The sequence below is a fragment of the Novosphingobium hassiacum genome, from assembly GCF_014196055.1.
GTDB lineage: Bacteria > Pseudomonadota > Alphaproteobacteria > Sphingomonadales > Sphingomonadaceae > Novosphingobium > Novosphingobium hassiacum.
In genome coordinates this window covers 429,791-446,340 of the sequence record NZ_JACICY010000003.1, presented here as the reverse complement: position 1 = coordinate 446,340, position 16,550 = coordinate 429,791, and the positions used below count along the sequence as shown (strand labels likewise).

14 protein-coding genes are annotated in these 16,550 nt (G+C 64.3%); 6 read left to right on the top strand and 8 right to left on the bottom strand.

Annotated features, from left to right (window positions below; translation table 11 throughout):
• Nucleotides 1-185: 185 nt before the first annotated feature.
• The 6 genes from GGQ88_RS09260 to GGQ88_RS09235 form a co-directional block, all read right to left on the bottom strand.
• Nucleotides 186-440 (bottom strand): ATP synthase F1 subunit epsilon, encoded by a 255-nt coding sequence (locus GGQ88_RS09260; protein WP_183612854.1) that lies wholly within the window; start codon nt 438-440, stop codon nt 186-188.
• 121 nt (nt 441-561) lie between these two features.
• Nucleotides 562-2,007 carry a F0F1 ATP synthase subunit beta gene (gene atpD, locus GGQ88_RS09255; protein WP_183612853.1) on the bottom strand — a complete coding sequence of 482 codons (1,446 nt, stop codon included), beginning with the start codon at nt 2,005-2,007 and terminating at the stop codon, nt 562-564.
• Between the two features lie 28 nt (nt 2,008-2,035).
• Nucleotides 2,036-2,908 carry a F0F1 ATP synthase subunit gamma gene (locus GGQ88_RS09250; RefSeq protein WP_183612852.1) on the bottom strand — a complete coding sequence of 291 codons (873 nt, stop codon included), beginning with the start codon at nt 2,906-2,908 and terminating at the stop codon, nt 2,036-2,038.
• Nucleotides 2,909-3,060: 152 nt separating this feature from the next.
• Nucleotides 3,061-4,590, bottom strand: a complete 1,530-nt coding sequence (gene atpA / locus GGQ88_RS09245) for a F0F1 ATP synthase subunit alpha (RefSeq protein WP_183612851.1) — start codon at nt 4,588-4,590, stop codon at nt 3,061-3,063.
• Nucleotides 4,591-4,618: 28 nt separating this feature from the next.
• Nucleotides 4,619-5,173, bottom strand: a complete 555-nt coding sequence (locus GGQ88_RS09240; RefSeq protein WP_183612850.1) for a F0F1 ATP synthase subunit delta — start codon at nt 5,171-5,173, stop codon at nt 4,619-4,621.
• A gap of 166 nt (nt 5,174-5,339) precedes the next feature.
• Nucleotides 5,340-6,899, bottom strand: coding sequence for a S1C family serine protease (locus tag GGQ88_RS09235; RefSeq protein ID WP_246385700.1), 1,560 nt, complete (start codon nt 6,897-6,899; stop codon nt 5,340-5,342).
• 98 nt (nt 6,900-6,997) lie between these two features.
• Between GGQ88_RS09235 and GGQ88_RS09230 the strand changes: the two genes are divergently transcribed.
• Genes GGQ88_RS09230 through GGQ88_RS09220 form a run of 3 tightly spaced genes read left to right on the top strand, consistent with a single transcriptional unit; the run spans nt 6,998 to nt 9,407 of the window.
• Nucleotides 6,998-7,483 carry a DUF1203 domain-containing protein gene (locus GGQ88_RS09230; protein WP_183612848.1) on the top strand — a complete coding sequence of 162 codons (486 nt, stop codon included), beginning with the start codon at nt 6,998-7,000 and terminating at the stop codon, nt 7,481-7,483.
• Entirely contained in the window at nt 7,480-8,511 is a 1,032-nt protein-coding gene (gene ada / locus GGQ88_RS09225; RefSeq protein ID WP_183612847.1) for a bifunctional DNA-binding transcriptional regulator/O6-methylguanine-DNA methyltransferase Ada, read from the top strand. The genes GGQ88_RS09230 and ada overlap by 4 nt, the downstream gene beginning before the upstream one ends.
• A gap of 2 nt (nt 8,512-8,513) precedes the next feature.
• Nucleotides 8,514-9,407 carry a CPBP family intramembrane glutamic endopeptidase gene (locus tag GGQ88_RS09220; RefSeq protein WP_183612846.1) on the top strand — a complete coding sequence of 298 codons (894 nt, stop codon included), beginning with the start codon at nt 8,514-8,516 and terminating at the stop codon, nt 9,405-9,407.
• Here GGQ88_RS09220 and GGQ88_RS09215 read toward each other — a convergent pair whose 3' ends face one another.
• Both GGQ88_RS09215 and GGQ88_RS09210 read right to left on the bottom strand, forming a co-directional pair.
• Nucleotides 9,408-10,967: a cryptochrome/photolyase family protein gene (locus GGQ88_RS09215; protein WP_281372432.1), complete on the bottom strand. Its 1,560-nt coding sequence runs from the start codon at nt 10,965-10,967 to the stop codon at nt 9,408-9,410.
• A 45-nt stretch (nt 10,968-11,012) separates the two neighbouring features.
• A complete protein-coding gene (locus GGQ88_RS09210) occupies nt 11,013-13,178 on the bottom strand; it encodes a primosomal protein N' (RefSeq protein ID WP_183612844.1) in 2,166 nt (721 codons plus the stop codon).
• Nucleotides 13,179-13,296: 118 nt separating this feature from the next.
• On the opposite strand from GGQ88_RS09210, the gene GGQ88_RS09205 reads away from it, so the two are divergent.
• From GGQ88_RS09205 to cobT, 3 genes are all read left to right on the top strand, one after another.
• On the top strand, nt 13,297-13,932 hold the full coding sequence (locus GGQ88_RS09205; RefSeq protein ID WP_246385697.1) for a DUF4197 domain-containing protein: 636 nt from the start codon (nt 13,297-13,299) through the stop codon (nt 13,930-13,932).
• A 67-nt stretch (nt 13,933-13,999) separates the two neighbouring features.
• Nucleotides 14,000-14,653 (top strand): fructose-6-phosphate aldolase, encoded by a 654-nt coding sequence (gene fsa / locus GGQ88_RS09200; RefSeq protein WP_183612842.1) that lies wholly within the window; start codon nt 14,000-14,002, stop codon nt 14,651-14,653.
• Between the two features lie 68 nt (nt 14,654-14,721).
• A complete protein-coding gene (gene cobT / locus GGQ88_RS09195) occupies nt 14,722-16,536 on the top strand; it encodes a cobaltochelatase subunit CobT (RefSeq protein WP_183612841.1) in 1,815 nt (604 codons plus the stop codon).
• Nucleotides 16,537-16,550: the final 14 nt, after the last annotated feature.

Genomic DNA, 16,550 nt, shown 5'->3' with positions numbered 1-16,550 from the left:
CGGCGCCCCCCCGCGCCGCGGGCCGGCGCCCCCCGCCCCCCCCCCCCCCCCCGCGGCCCCCCCCCCCCCCCCCCCCCCCCCCCCCCGGCCCCCCCCCCCCCCCCCCACGAACGGAGGTGTGGCGGCACAAACGAAAAGGGCCGACCCTTTCGGGCCAGCCCTTTACACGTTCCGGGTAAGGAGGATCAGCCTTCGACGTGTTCTGCCAGAACCGTCAGGCCGTTCGCGCCGACTTCGGCAAAGCCGCCCTGAACCTTGATCTCTTCAGGGGCAGCGCCCGCCGACTTGTAGACCTTGATCGAGCCGTCCTTGACCGTGGACATGAACGGCGCGTGGCCTTCCAGTACGCCGAACTCGCCGTCGGTGCCGGGCACGACGACCATATGGACGTCTTCCGAACGGACGAGGCGGGCCGGGGTGACGAGTTCGAAGTGGAGCATCTTGGACCTCTACTCCCCTCCCGCTTGCGGGAGGGGCTGGGGGTGGGTTTGTTCGTTTCAGGAGCGGGTGCCCAACAGGCCCACCCCCGCCCCCTCCCGCAAGCGGGAGGGGGGAAGAAGGTTAAGCTTCTTCAGCCAGCTTCTTGGCCTTGGCGACGGCTTCGTCGATGCCGCCGACCATGTAGAACGCGGCTTCGGGAAGGTGATCGTATTCGCCGTCGACGACAGCCTTGAACGACTTCACGGTGTCTTCGACCTGGACGAACTTGCCCGAGATGCCCGTGAACACTTCGGCCACGTGGAAAGGCTGCGACAGGAAGCGCTGGATCTTGCGGGCGCGGGCGACGGTGAGCTTATCTTCTTCCGAAAGCTCGTCCATGCCCAGGATCGCGATGATGTCCTGCAGCGACTTGTACTTCTGCAGCGTTTCCTGAACGCGGCGGGCAGTCTGGTAGTGCTCTTCACCGACAACGGCGGGCGTCAGCACGCGGCTGGTGGAGTCGAGCGGATCGACCGCCGGGTAGATGCCGAGTTCCGAAATCGCGCGGTTCAGCGTGGTCGTTGCGTCCAAGTGGGCGAACGAGGCGGCTGGCGCAGGGTCGGTGAGATCGTCGGCGGGAACGTAAATGGCCTGAACCGAGGTGATCGAACCCTTGGTGGTCGAGGTGATGCGTTCCTGCAACTGGCCCATGTCGGTAGCGAGCGTCGGCTGATAGCCCACGGCCGAAGGGATACGGCCGAGCAGAGCCGACACTTCCGAACCCGCCTGCGTGAAGCGGAAGATGTTGTCCACGAAGAACAGAACGTCCTGGCCTTCTTCGTCGCGGAAGTATTCGGCCATGGTCAGACCCGATAGAGCAACGCGAGCGCGGGCGCCCGGAGGCTCGTTCATCTGGCCGAACACGAGAGCAACCTTCGAACCTTCGGGGGTCGGGTTGCCGTCGGCGTCCTTGGCGATAACGCCGGCGTCGAGGAATTCGTGGTAGAGATCGTTGCCTTCGCGGGTGCGTTCACCCACGCCTGCAAAGACCGACACGCCGCCGTGGCCCTTGGCGATGTTGTTGATCAGTTCCTGAATGAGAACCGTCTTGCCCACGCCTGCGCCGCCGAACAGACCGATCTTGCCGCCGCGCGCATAAGGCGCGAGCAGGTCGATGACCTTGATGCCGGTCACAAGGATCGCGGCTTCGGTCGACTGGTCGATGAATTCCGGTGCCTTGGCGTGGATCGGGTTCGACTTGGCAGCGCCGACCGGGCCACGCTCGTCGATCGGTTCGCCGATGACGTTCATGATGCGGCCGAGCGTCATCGGGCCAACCGGCACCGAGATTTGCGAACCGGTGTTGCGCACCGGGTTGCCGCGGGTCAGACCGTCGGTCGAGTCCATCGCGATGGTGCGGACGGTGTTTTCACCGAGGTGCTGCGCAACTTCGAGAACGAGGCGGTTGCCGTTGTTGTCGGTTTCGAGCGCCGAGAGGATCGAGGGCAGTTCGCCGTCGAAGGTCACGTCGACGACGGCGCCGATGACCTGGCTGATCTTGCCGGTAGAGGTGAGCACGGTGGCCATGGTTGTTTCCTTGCCTTCTAAGCCGTCGTCAAAGCGCTTCAGCGCCAGCGATGATTTCGATGAGTTCGGTGGTGATCGCAGCCTGACGGCTACGGTTGTACTGGATGGTCAGCTTCTGGATCAGGTCGCCTGCGTTGCGCGTGGCGTTGTCCATCGCGTTCATCGATGCGCCCTGTTCCGAGGCCTCGCGTTCGAGCAGCGCGCCGAACACCTTGGTGGTGACGTAGCGCGGCAGCAGTTCCTCGAGGATTTCCTCCTCGCTCGGCTCGTATTCGACCACGGCGCCGGATTCGGTCGTGGCGACAGGCGCGGGGACCGGGATCAGCTGGGTGGTGACCGGGTCCTGCGAGAGGACGGTCTTGAACACTGGCGCGATCAGGTGGGCGACGTCGAATTTGCCGGCTTCGAACATGGCGATGACTTCGCGGGCAATAGCACTCGCTTCGTCATAGCCGGGCGTGCGCACGAGGCTGGTGTCGAAGTTCTCGGCGATGGCGTTGGGGTAGTCGCGCTTGATCGGCGCGCGGCCCTTCTTGCCGACGAGGTAGAACGTGACCGTCTTGCCCGCCGCTTCAAGCTTGCGCGCCTGAATCTTGGCTTCCTTGACGATGTTCGAGTTCAAGCCACCGCACAGGCCCTTGTCGGTGTTGACGACGACGAGCAGGTGGCGCTGGTCCGAGCCGGTGCCGCGCATCAGCAGCGGGCCGTTGTCTTGTCCTGCAACCTTGGAGGCAAGGCTGCCCATGACTTCGGCCAGACGGCTGGCGTAAGGGCGCGCGGCTTCGGCAGCAGCCTGCGCCTTGCGCAGCTTTGCTGCCGCGACCATCTGCTTGGCCTTGGTGATCTTCTGGGTCGACTTGACCGAGTTGATGCGGCCCTTGAGTTCCTTGAGTGAAGCCACTCTCGTTTCCTTCCTCTTTCGTCATTCCCGCGTAGGCGGGAAACCAGTTCGGCGGTTCGTCTGTCGATCTGGATCCCCGCCTGCGCGGGGATGACGAAGGTGGACTTGGTGTTGACGAAGTCCGACGTTGCGGCCGAACTTCGACGTTTAACTTACGCGAACTGCTTGCCGAAGGCGGTGAGCGCTTCGACGACCTTGGCCTTGGTATCGTTGCCCATGTCCTTGGTCGTGCGGATTTCGGTCAGCAGATCGGCCTTCTGCGTGCGCAGGAAGCTGAGCAGTTCGGCTTCGTATTCGCCGACGCGGTTCACCGGGATGCTGTCCAGATAACCGTTGGTGCCAGCGAAGATCACGATGGTCTGCTCTTCGAAGCCCAATGGCGAGAACTGCGGCTGCTTGAGCAGCTCGGTCAGGCGCGAACCACGGTTGAGCAGCTTCTGGGTCGAGGCATCAAGGTCCGAACCGAACTGGGCGAAGGCCGCCATTTCGCGGTACTGCGCCAGCTCCAGCTTGATCGAGCCGGCAACCTTCTTCATCGCCTTGGTCTGAGCGGCCGAACCGACGCGCGAGACCGAGAGGCCGACGTTGATGGCCGGACGGATACCCTGATAGAACAGGCCGGTTTCAAGGAAGATCTGCCCGTCGGTGATCGAGATCACGTTGGTCGGGATGTAGGCCGAAACGTCGCCAGCCTGGGTTTCGATGATCGGCAGAGCCGTCAGCGAACCGCCGCCCAGCGAATCGTTCATCTTCGCGGCGCGCTCGAGCAAACGAGAGTGCAGATAGAACACGTCGCCCGGATAAGCTTCGCGGCCCGGAGGACGACGCAGCAGCAGCGACATCTGGCGATAGGCCACGGCCTGCTTGGAAAGATCGTCGTACACGATGACGGCGTGCATGCCGTTGTCGCGGAAGAATTCGCCCATGGTCACGCCGGTGTAGGGCGCAAGGTACTGGAGCGGAGCGGGCTCGGAAGCGGTTGCGGCCACGACGATGGAGTATTCCATCGCGCCGTTCTCTTCGAGCTGGCGCACGATCTGCGCGACGGTCGAGCGCTTCTGGCCGATGGCGACGTAGATGCAGTAAAGCTTCTTGCTCTCGTCGTCGCCTGCGTTCGGACCCTTCTGGTTGATGAAGGTGTCGATCGCGACGGCGGTCTTGCCGGTCTGACGGTCGCCGATGATCAGTTCGCGCTGGCCACGGCCGACGGGCACGAGGGCGTCGATCGCCTTCAGACCGGTCTGGACGGGTTCGGAAACCGACTGGCGCGGGATGATGCCCGGAGCCTTGACTTCGACGCGCTTGCGCTCGGTGTACTGGATCGGGCCCTTGCCATCGATCGGGTTGCCGAGGCCGTCGACGACGCGACCGAGCAGGCCCTTGCCGACGGGAACGTCGACGATGGTGCCGGTGCGCTTGACGACATCGCCTTCCTTGATTTCGGCGTCCGAGCCGAAGATCACGACGCCGACGTTATCGGCTTCGAGGTTGAGGGCCATGCCCTTAACGCCGTTAGAGAATTCGACCATCTCGCCGGCCTGGACCTGGTCGAGGCCGTGGATGCGGGCGATGCCATCACCGACCGACAGCACGCTGCCGACTTCCGAGACCTGGGCCTCGGTGCCGAAGCTGGCGATCTGGTCCTTGATGACCTTCGAGATTTCAGCGGCGCGGATTTCCATTTTCAGCCTTTCACAGAGCCTTGAGGCTTCAAGCCTTCATCGCCATGGCGAGGGAATTGAGACGGGTGCGGATCGAACTGTCGATCATCTGGCTGCCGATTTTCACGACAAGGCCACCGAGAATATCGGGATCGACGTTGGTCTTGAGTTTGATGTCCTTGCCTTCGCGCACCTTGAGCTTTTCAGTCAGGGCGGCAAGCTGGGCATCGTCGAGCGGGTGGGCGCTGGTGACTTCAGCAGTCGCTTCGCCGCGATGGGCAGCAGCGATCATGCCAAAGGCACGGATCATGTCGGGCAGCGCCGAGAGGCGGCGGTTGCTGGCAAGCACGCCGAGAAAGTTCTTGGTCAGCTGCGACAGGCCGAGGAGACCTGCAACGCCATCGATCGCACCGGCAGCGGCCTGGCGGCTCACTTGCGGGTTGTTGATCAAGGCTGAGAGGTCAGCCGATTCGTGCAGCGCCGCGCCAAGCTTTTCGAGATCGCCTTCGACAGCCGAGACGAAGCCCTGCTCATTGGCCAGATCAAACAGCGCCGAGGCGTAACGCCCTGACAAGCTGGCTGTAATGCCGCCGGAATTCTCCACGCGCCGAAGTTCCTTCATCCAAGGATAAGCTTATGCAGACCAAATCCGGGAGGTGAACACCCGGTGGCCTGCAGACGGGGCGCGCCTAGCAACGTCAGGCCAGAAAGACAAGACCGACTTGAGCACATCCGCATAGGTATGAGGACGATGCTGCACTTGCGTCATTTTACGGAGCGACCTGGCAGTTATAGCGCATGCGCTCGTTGGGCTCGGGCGGAAGCAGCGCCTTGATGGCCTGTTGGCTCGATCCGAAGCGTCGCGCGGCGTCTTCGCCCGCGCCGCAAGCAGGTGCGCTGAGCTTTGCGCGTTCGGCGCGGGCCTTGGTCATGGCCTCAAGGCCGACAAGGAATCGCTCAACCGTATAGGTCTGCGTATCGGGGTCGTAGCTGTTCACCGAGATCGTTTCCTCGCCATTGGGAACGAGGATCCGCGACCAGCCGTCCTGAGCGAGGCCATACTGGGTCTTGCCGTTGACGCAGCCCTGTTCGCTCCATTCGAGCGGCACGTCGGTGATCTCCGAGACGGTGACCCGGCTCCGTTGCGGGTCGAGCACGCAGAGCAGCGAGCCGTTGTCGGACTTGGCTGGCGATGCGCTTCCGCTGGCGCTGGTTTCGGGCGCGCCTTGCGCCAGCGCGTCCTTGGCGCGGCTTTCGATTGCCGAAAGTGGCGGGCGAAGGAACCATGTGACGACCGCGGCTAACAACAGAGTGCCGGCCCCGAAGATGTATTTGCGTTCGAAGCGACCGCGATTCTTCGACGCCTGGACCATGCCCCAGCCGCCTGCGGCGAGCGCGCCAACCAGCAGCAGGGCGGCAAGTGCGAGGCCGTTGTCGCGTTCGGAGAAGACCGCGAGTTCGGCTTCGCGCCGGGCTTTGTCCGTGCTCATGCGGCGCTGTTCGGCCTGCGCTTCGGTCTGCGCAGCCCTGCGCGCCTGTTCGCCTGCGGCTCGTTCCGATTCGGCGCGGTCGAGATCGGCGATCGAGCGGCACGGCAGGCCGCTGACGTGCGGTTCGACTTTCGCCCGCTTCAGAAACGCGGCCAGTTCGCGCATCGAGATGGCGAAGTAGAATGCCGAATCGGTGCCGTTATCGCTGACCGTGCCGAACGAATTGATGCCCAGAACGCGGCCGCATGTATCGAGCAGCGGGCCGCCCGAATTGCCCGAGCCGATGGGGGCGGTATGCAGCAGCGTATCGAATGAGCGCGACGAGCGTCCGCCCGAGAGGTAGCCGCGCGTCTTGACCGCCTCCTGCGGCGTCACGAGGTCGGCCATCGACAGGCCCTGCGCCAGATCGACATTGCCGGGGTATCCCAGCGCGTAAACCTCTGCGCCGTCGTCGGGTGCGCCGGGGAATAGCGTGATCGGGGTCAGGGTGCCTCCACCTTCGATCCGGAGCAGGGCAAGGTCGTTGGCGGGGGAATAAGCGATCAGTCTTGCGGGGTAGCCGTTGCGGCCTTCTGCGGGCACGACGCCTGCGATCAATGTGTCGTCGCGGCGCAGTTGCTCGACCACGTGAGCGTTTGTGACGATCAGATTGGGCGTGACTGCGAAGCCCGATCCGTGGGTGATCAGACTGGCGCGATCGCCATCGTTCTGGATGATCACCACGCGCACGACCGAGCGGCTTGCGGCAGATATGTCGGCCGGGTCTGCCAGCGCGATCGGCGCGGACAAAGCCAGCAAGAGTAGGGCAAGGAGGGCAGTTATCTGTTTGGCGACACGCATGGCGCTGCTTCTTGCGCCGATTTGGTTTGACCGCAAGGTGCGGGATGCATCGCCGACTGCGCACCGGCATTGTGTCTCCACAACAAGGAGGACCTCAAATGGCTTATCGTATCGAGGGACTATCGCATCGGTCTTTCAGTCACTTGTTCGGGCTAGGCGTTGATGATCTGGCGCGCGATGGCGTGGTCCGTGTGATCGCGACGAGCGATCGCGGTTTTCCCTGCCGCGTTTCACTGGTCGATGCGCGTAAGGGCGAGTCATTGATCCTGCTGAACCACATCAGCCATGATGTGGGCACGCCCTACCGCAACGCTTACGCCATCTTCGTGCGCGAAGGGGCAGAACAGGCAGCGGCGCATGTCGACTGTGTGCCCCCGGTATTCGAAGGGCGGCCATTGGGCCTTCGCGGTTTTGATAGCGATGGCATGCTGAAGGACGCGCGTCTGGCGCTGCCCGGTGAAGCCGACGCCAGGATTCGTGAATTGCTTGCCGATCCGCTTATCGAATCTATCTATGCGCACAACGCAGCGCATGGCTGCTTTGTGGCGCGGATAGAGCGTGACGACCAAGGAGATGCCGAGTGACATCCGATGACGAAGCATGGCGCGCGGTGCTGGCGCGCGATCGTGCATTCGACGGGCGGTTTGTGACGGGCGTTTTGAGCACGGGTATCTACTGCCGCCCATCCTGCGCGGCGCGCCATCCCCGGCGTGAGAACGTGCGATTCTATGCCGATGGTGGCGCGGCACGTGAGGCGGGATTGCGGGCGTGCATGCGCTGCAGTCCGGATGACGTATCGCGTGATGAACGCGCAGTGCTGGCTGCGATTGCGGCGATCAAGGCGGCGGGGCAGCCGTTGGCGCTGGGCGATCTGGCGGCGCGGTGCGGCTATTCGCCCGCGCACTTCCAGCGAGTGTTCGCCAAGGCTACGGGATTGTCGCCCGCTGCCTATGCCCGCGCGTTGCGGCAGGAGCGACTGGCGGATGTCCTGACAGGGGCGGAGCGGGTAACAGATGCGATCTACGATGCGGGGTTCTCCGGGCCATCGCGATTCTACTCGGCGACAGAGGAGCGGCTGGGCATGACACCTTCGGCTTGGGTCCATGGTGGGCGCGGTGTGACGATTCACTGGGCGGTGGTTCCGACCTCCCTGGGCTCGATGCTGGTTGCCGCGACCGACAAGGGCGTTTGCCGGTTGTCGTTCAACGAGGGTGAGGCGGCGCTCTTGACGCGGTTCCCCCACGCCACGCTGCTCCAAGGCGGTGCCGGGTTCGAAGCACTTCTGGCGCAGGTCGTGGCGGCTGTCGAAACCCCGGGAGACAATGCGAACATACCGCTCGATGTAAAAGGCACTGCCTTTCAGGAGGCCGTATGGCAGGCACTGCGACGCATCCCCACCGGAGAAACGCGATCCTATGCGCAGATCGCAGCCGCCGTGGGCAGGCCCGGGGCGGTGCGGGCGGCGGGATCGGCCAATGGCGCGAACAATGTGGCCGTGCTGATCCCGTGCCACCGCGTGATCCGGTCGGACGGCTCGCCGGGCGGTTATGCTTATGGGCTTGAGATCAAGCAGCGATTGCTGGACAAGGAGCGCGAAGCGAACGGGGGATGAGGATGGACGACGTGCTGGCGCCAAAGCCGGGGATGTTGCGGCGGCTGATTGCGTTTCCGCTGACCCTCATGATCATCGAGTTTTTTGCGGTGGCGATCGGGGCGTCACTTCTCACGGCTCTTTTTCGGCGATTTTTCGTGAAGGATACGCCGGGATATTTCCTCGGCGGACTCAGCGTCGCGGTGCTGGCGATCGTCATCTATCTGGCGGCGCGGCGGTGGATCGAGCGGATTGCCAACGATGAGTTGCCACTGCCGCTCCTGCCGCGCGAACTGCCGCTCGGGCTGTTGATCGGGGCAGGCCTGTTTACGCTGATGACCGGGGTCGTTGCGCTGATGGGCGGCATCGTCGTCGAACGCGTGAACGGCATGGGTGCCTTGTGGGGCATGCTGGCGATGGCGGTGACGTCTGGCACGATCGAGGAGATCATGTTCCGAGGGGTACTGTTGAGGCATCTCGAGGCGCTGCTCGGGACATGGGCAGCGCTTGCCATCACGTCGGCGCTGTTTGGTCTCGCGCATTTGACCAATCCGGGAGCGAGCCTGTTTGCAGCATTCGCGATCGCGATGGAGGCGGGCATCCTGCTGGGCGCAGCCTATTTGTGGAAGCGGCGGCTGTGGATTCCGATCGGCATCCATGCAGCGTGGAACTTCACGCAAGGCTGGGTGTTCAGCGTGCCGGTTTCAGGGGGCAAGGCGCCAGAGGGATGGCTGATCACATCGCGCAACGGGCCGGAGTGGCTGACGGGCGGAGCATTCGGTCTGGAGGCCAGCGTGATTGCGATGCTCGTGGCTACCGTGGCGGGGCTGTTGTTGCTGTTGCGGGTGGCGAAGCAGGGCGGGATCAGGCCGCCGATGTGGGTGAAGACAGCGCCCGAGCCAATCACGTACCATTGATCAGCTGCGGGCCCAGCCTGGCTCGGCGGGTTCAAGAGTCTCCAGAAATGCCTCCGCGCTGTCGAAATACGCCGCACGCTTTTCGTCGCTCATCCGCCGCCACGTGGCGTAGGGGTGGGCGAGGCGGGGGTTGCGGCCTAGCGTCTTTTCGTTGCGCGCAAGAAAGTGCCAGTAGAGCGCGTTGAACGGGCAGGCATCGGGGCCAGTCTTCCGTTTTACGTTGTAGGCGCACGAGCCGCAGTAGTTGCTCATGCGGTCGATGTACGCTCCGCTCGCCGCGTAGGGTTTGGACGCCAGGCGTCCCTTGTCGGCATGAAGGATCATGGCGGCAACGTTGGGAAGTTCGACCCATTCATAAGCGTCGGCATAGACCACCAGATACCAGTCGGCGACCTGCTGGGGGCTGATGCCCGCAAGCAGCGCGAAGTTGCCGAGCACCATCAGGCGCTGGATGTGGTGGGCATAGGCGTTGTCGCGCGTGGTGCGGACGCAGTCGGACAGGCAGTGCATTGCCGTGTCGCCGGTCCAGTAGAACTCGGGCAGGGGGCGTGTGGCATCCAAGCCGTTGGCATCGGCGAGACCGGGCATTTCAAGCCAGTACATCCCCCGGATATATTCGCGCCAGCCGATGATCTGGCGGATGAAACCCTCGACCGCCTCCAGCGGCGCGCGGCCTTTGCGCCATTCGGTTTCGGCACGGCGGCACAGGTCGAGCGGGTCGAGCAGGCCGAGATTGATCGCGGGCGATAGCGCGGCGTGGAACATGAAGTCCTCACCCGCGACCATGGCGTCCTGATATTTGCCGAAGAGGGGCAGGCGGTGCTCGAGAAAGTTGTCGCGGGCAAGGTCTGCCTGAGCGCGGGTAGTTGGCCAACCGAAATTGTCGAGCGATCCGAAGTGATTGGCGAACTTGCCTGCAACCATGTCGAGGACTTCGCGGGTAATGGCATCCGGTTCGAACCGCGCGATCGGGGGTGGGTCGAGGTCCTTGTCCGGGCCCCCGCGATTCTCGGTGTCGTAGTTCCACTTGCCGCCCTCCGGCTTGTCCCCTTCCATCAGCAGCCCGGTCTTGCGGCGCATGTCGCGATAGAACCATTCCATCCGCAACTCGCGACGGCCAGCAGCCCACTGGAAGAAATCGGTCAGCGGACAGATGAAGCGCGTGTCGGGCAGAATGCGAACGCGGACGGGGAGGGTGGTGCGCCAGTCCTCCATCACCTGTGCCACACGCCATTCGCCCGGTTCGGTTACCAGCACTCCGCGAGGCGTGTGACGCGCGACGGCGCGTGTGACTTCGCCGGTGAAGCTCCCGGTGTTGGCGGGGTCGTCGAGGCGGACGTAATCGACGGTCCATCCAGCCTCGCGCAGCTCCTCTGCAAAGTGGCGCATGGCCGACAGGATCAGCGCGATCTTTGCCTTGTGGTGGCGGACGTAAGTCGTCTCCTCTGCGACTTCCATCATCAGGATCAAGGTGTCGTCTGGCGTGCGGTCGGCAAGGCTGGAGATATCGAGCGATAGCTGGTCGCCGAGGATGGGTACGAGGACGGGGCCGGTCATCATTATGCAATGGCCGAGCGGCTGATTGGTTCAACCTGCCCGTTGGGGTCACACGAAGCTATAAGGATCGATGTCCACCGCCACGCGCACGCCGGGCGGGAAGCGCAGCGGATCGAGCCATTCGCGGATCACGCGCTGCAGTTCGGTCGAGCGGCGGGCGTTGATCAGCAGGCGGTAGCGGTAGCGGCCGCGCAGCAGCGACAGCGGGGCTGGTGCCGGGCCGAGGATCATCACGTCGGCCAAGTTGGGCGCGGTGCCGCCGATGCCGCGCGCCGCGTCGCGCGCTTCGGCCTCGTCCTCGCTCGATACGATGATCGCCGCCCAGCGCCCGAACGGCGGGGCTCCCGCATCGCGGCGGGCTTCGGTTTCGGCGGCGTAGAAGGCGTCACGGTCGCCGCTGGCGAGAGCCTCGATCACCGGGGCTTCGGGATGGCGGGTCTGGATCAGGACCTCGCCGGGTTTCTCGCCTCGGCCCGCGCGCCCGGACACCTGGGCGATCTGCTGATAGGTGCGCTCGGCCGCGCGCAGATCGCCGCCCTCGAGGCCCATGTCGGCGTCGATCACCCCTACAAAGGTGAGTTCGGGGAAGTGATAGCCCTTGGTGACCAGCTGCGTGCCGACGATCACGTCGATGGCTTTGGCACTGGCCCTTTCCACGAATTCGGCGGCCTTGGCGGGGCTGGTCAGCGTGTCCGACGTAACCAGCGCGACGCGGGCTTCGGGCAGGATCGCGGCGACCTCATCGGCGATGCGTTCGACGCCGGGGCCGCAGGCGACGAGGCAATCGGGCTCGCTGCATTCGGGGCAGGCTTCGGGCGTAGGCACTTCGTGGCCGCAATGGTGGCAGGCGAGGCGGCGCGAGAGGCGGTGCTCGACCAGCCACGCCGAGCAGTTGGGGCACTGGAAGCGATAGCCGCAGGTGCGGCACAGCGTCAGCGGCGCGTATCCCCTGCGGTTGAGGAACAGCAGCGACTGCTCGCCCTTTTCCAGTCGCTCCTTCAGTGCGCGAACCAGTGGCGGCGCGATCCAGTGGCCGCGTTCGGGCTGTTCGATGCGCAAGTCGATGACCTGAATATCGGGCATCGTCGCGCCGCCGAAACGGGCGGGCAGGACGACGCGTTCATAGCGCCCGCTCTCGGCCATCTGCAGGCTTTCGAGCGCTGGAGTGGCGCTGGCAAGAACCACTGGCACGCTTTCGAACCGCGCGCGCATCACCGCGACGTCGCGCGCGTTATACCGCACACCGTCGTCCTGCTTGAACGAAACTTCGTGCGCTTCATCGACCACGATGAGGCCGAGCTTGGCGAAAGGCAGGAACAGGGCCGAACGTGCACCGACGACGACCTGGGCATGGCCAGCCGCCACTGCGCGCCAGGCGCGGCGACGTTCGGACGACTTGAGCGAGGAGTGCCAGGTGACCGGGGTGACGCCGAACCGAGCTTCGAAGCGCTTGAGGAAGGTCTGAGTCAGCGCGATTTCGGGAAGGAGGACGAGCACCTGCCGTCCATCCTCGATCGCAGCGGCGACGGCTTCGAAGTAGACTTCGGTCTTGCCCGATCCGGTAACCCCGTCGAGCAGGAACGGCTGGAATTCGTGGGCGTGGACTGCGGTGACGAACTGGGTGGCAACTGCGGCCTGTTCGACCGACAGGTCAGGCGCCGCGTGGGTGGGATCGGCGGCCGGGTAAGGGCGGTCTGAATCGACCAGCACCGCCTCCAACAGGCCGGCATTGACCATCCCACGCAGCACCGCGTCGGACACACTCGCCATTGCTGCCAGTTCGCGAATGGTCGCCTGCTGCCCATCAAGTGCTTCGATGGCCTTGGCGCGCTGAGGGGTAAGGCGGCCCGGTTCCTTGTCGGTTAGGCGATACTCGGTGACGGTGCTGCTGCCGCGCAACGCGCCGGTGCTCGACAGCGCCATGCGCGCGACCGATGCGAGCGAGGCGAGGTAGTAGTCGGCGGTCCACTCGATCAGGCGGCGCAAGGGGGCAGGCAGCGGCGGAACCGGCAAGACCTGCAGGAGCGGGCGCAACTTGTTCGCCGGAACTTCATCTCCGGGCAGCCGTTCTGCGTCCCACACGATCCCGATGATCTGGCGAGGGCCGAGCGGGCAAACCACCACGCTGCCGGGTTCGACGGTCATGCCCTCAGGGACGCGATAGTCCAGTGGACCCAGCGCGGCATTGAAAACGAGGCATCGGACACGGTTCATGTTACGCGGTCTATATGGGGCGGGAACGCGGTGGGCAAAGCCTGCCGGGCACGGAATTGAGGAGAAAACGATGTCGCAGCTTTTGAATGGTGCAAGTCGGCGCGCAGTTCTTGGCGGCATGACGTCACTCGGAGTGCTGTCTTTGGCCGGTTGCGCGACGTTCCCGTCGTTCACACTGGAAGATGCGGTGCGCCGCTTGCTGTTCGTATCGACCGACCGTGCGTTTCAGAGGCTGCTCCAGCCGGGCGGGTTTTGGGACGATCAGGTCGCGCGGCTCGCCTTGCCCGAGGCCATCGGAAGTCGTGGCGGGATCATGCAGCGCATCCTGACCGGGCCGATTTTCCGCGAGCGACTGCAACGCGCGTTCAACGACATGGCCTATGACGCGGCGGAGCGCGCGGCTCCGGCAGTGACCGATGCGGTGCGCACCATCGGCATCCGCAATGCGCTGGCGCTGCTGCGCGGCAGCGATCCGATGGCGGCAACCAACTTCCTCCACCAGGAAATGGGCACGAGCCTGATCGAAGTGATGCTGCCCGAATTTGGCGACGCGCTGCGCGTCAGCCGCGAACCGCTGGTCGGCGAAGTGCTTGCGGCGATGACCGGCGTGGACGTCGGCGCGATCGCCAATTCGCTCGCCTTTGAGGCAGACAATGCGATCTTCCGGGCGATCGGGCGCGAAGAAGCCGCCATCCGCGCCGATCCGCGCTCGACCAACGATCCTGTCCTGATGGGTGCTTTCGGAATCAGGTGATGATTTGGGGGGAGGCCTTGCCTATAGGCAATGGGAATCATTCATCCTGCCCGGGAAGGCCTACCCCATGAAGTTCTTCGTCGACACCGCCGATACTGCCGAAATCGCGGATCTTGCCGCGACCGGGTTGCTCGATGGCGTGACCACGAACCCGACACTGATCGCCAAGGCGGGCAAGGACTTCATCGAAGTGACGCGCGAGATCTGCGGTCTGGTCGATGGCCCGGTTTCGGCAGAAGTCGTCGCGCTCGACCACGCGACGATGATGCGCGAGGCCGAAGTCCTGCGCAAGATCGCCGACAACGTCTGCATCAAGGTGCCGCTGACGATCGACGGACTGAAGACTTGCAAGGCGCTGACCAGCGATGGCACGCAGGTCAACGTGACGTTGTGCTTCTCGGCCAACCAGGCGCTACTCGCTGCCAAGGCTGGCGCGACGTTCATCTCGCCGTTCGTGGGGCGTCATGACGACAACGGCTTCGATGGGATGGACCTGATCCGCGATATCCGCCTGATCTATGACAACTACGCGTTCGAAACGCAGATCCTCGTCGCGTCGGTCCGCCACGGCGTTCACGTGCTGGAAAGCGCGCGCATCGGTGCAGACGTGATGACCGCGCCGCCCGCGGTGATCAAGGGGCTGTTCAAGCATGTTCTTACCGACAAGGGCATCGAGGGCTTTCTTGCCGACTGGGCGAAGACCGGTCAGAACATCGTTTGAATCGACGCGTTGGGCCTGAGGCCCCCGCTTTCGCGGGGGCGCGGGTCCGTGATTTGTGAAAGCTTGCTTTGGCTGACGAAACACCTCTCGACCGCTTTCGCTCGGTATTGACCGGCACGGCGCGCGCAATCTCGCTCGATCCCGAGGTTGAAGTTGCGTGGACCGCTGACGCGCCGGTGCAGTCGGGCAGTTCGATGCGCGTGCCGATGCCGGGGCGTGCGCTACCGGCGGCGCAGGTTGCCGAAGCGCGCGGTCATGCCGATTCGATGTCGCTTCGGCTTCGGCACCACAATGCCGCGCTGCACGGACGTCATGCGCCGTCCGAGGCGCTGGCGCGGGCGTGTTATGACGCGGTGGAGCAGGTACGCTACGAGGCGCTGGGGTCTAACGACTTCGCCGGGATGCGGGGAAATCTGGACGCGGCGCTGGCCATGCGCATGGCATCGGACCCGATCGCGCGCGCGACCAAGCCTGAGGAAGTGCCGCTGCCATCGGCGCTGGCGCTTTTGGTGCGCGAGAAGCTGACGGGACAGGCGTCACCCGCAAGCACCGATGTCGGCATGGCGATGGTGCGCAGCTGGATCGAGGGCAAGGTCGGCGACGATGTCGATCGTCTTGGCGGATTGCTCGATGATCAGCGCGCGTTCCAGCAACTGGCGCTCGACATGCTCCAGCACCTCGAACTCACGCAGTCCGCCAATGAGCAGGACGAGGAGAACGAGGACGAGGAAGGCGAGCAGGACGAGGACGAGGGCGAGGAACAGCCCGATACCTCTGACGATCAGGAGCAGCAGCCGTCTGAGGTCGCGGGCGACACCAGCGAGGGCGACGAGGATTCGGAGTCAGAAGAAGAAGTCGAGCAGAACGACGATGCCGCCGATGCGGACATGGCGGATGAGGGCGAGGAGGGCATGTTGCCAACCCGGCCCAACCGGCCGTGGACCGACCTGCCCGAGAACTTCGATTACAAGGCCTATACCTACCAGTACGATGAGGTGGTGGCGGCGACTGACCTGTGCGACGAGGAAGAGCTGAACCGCCTGCGGGCCTACCTCGACACGCAGTTGAAGGGGTTGCAGGGCGTGGTCACGCGTTTGGCCAACCGGTTGCAGCGCCGGTTGATGGCGCAGCAGAACCGGTCATGGGACTTTGATCAGGAAGAAGGCCTGCTCGATGCCGCACGGCTCGCGCGCGTGGTCATCTCGCCGGGGCATTCGCTGTCGTACAAGGTCGAGCGCGACGTCGAGTTCAAGGATACGATCGTCACGCTGCTGATCGACAATTCGGGATCCATGCGCGGACGCCCGATCTCGATCGCGGCGATCAGCGCCGATATTCTGGCGCGCACGCTGGAGCGTTGCGGGGTCAAGACCGAGATACTCGGCTTCACGACGCGGGCGTGGAAGGGCGGGCAAAGCCGGGAATCCTGGCTGACTGGGGGAAAGCCTGCACAACCGGGCCGTCTCAATGACTTGCGGCACATTGTTTACAAGAAGGCTGATGAACCATGGCGCCGCGCGCGCCGCAACCTCGGCCTGATGATGCGCGAGGGTTTGCTCAAGGAGAACATCGACGGCGAGGCGCTGCTGTGGGCGCACAGCCGCTTGCTGGCGCGGCCCGAGGATCGCCGTATCATGATGGTGATTTCGGACGGCGCGCCGGTCGATGACTCGACGCTGTCGGTGAACAATGCAGGCTACCTCGAACAGCACTTGCGCAAGGTGATCGACTGGATCGAGAAGCAGTCGCCGGTGCAACTTGTCGCCATCGGCATCGGCCATGACGTAACGCGCTACTATCGCCGCGCGGTCACGATCATGGACGCCGAGCAACTCGGCGGGACGATCATCGAGCAACTCGCCGACCTGTTCGAGGACGAATAGGCGCGGTTGACCGG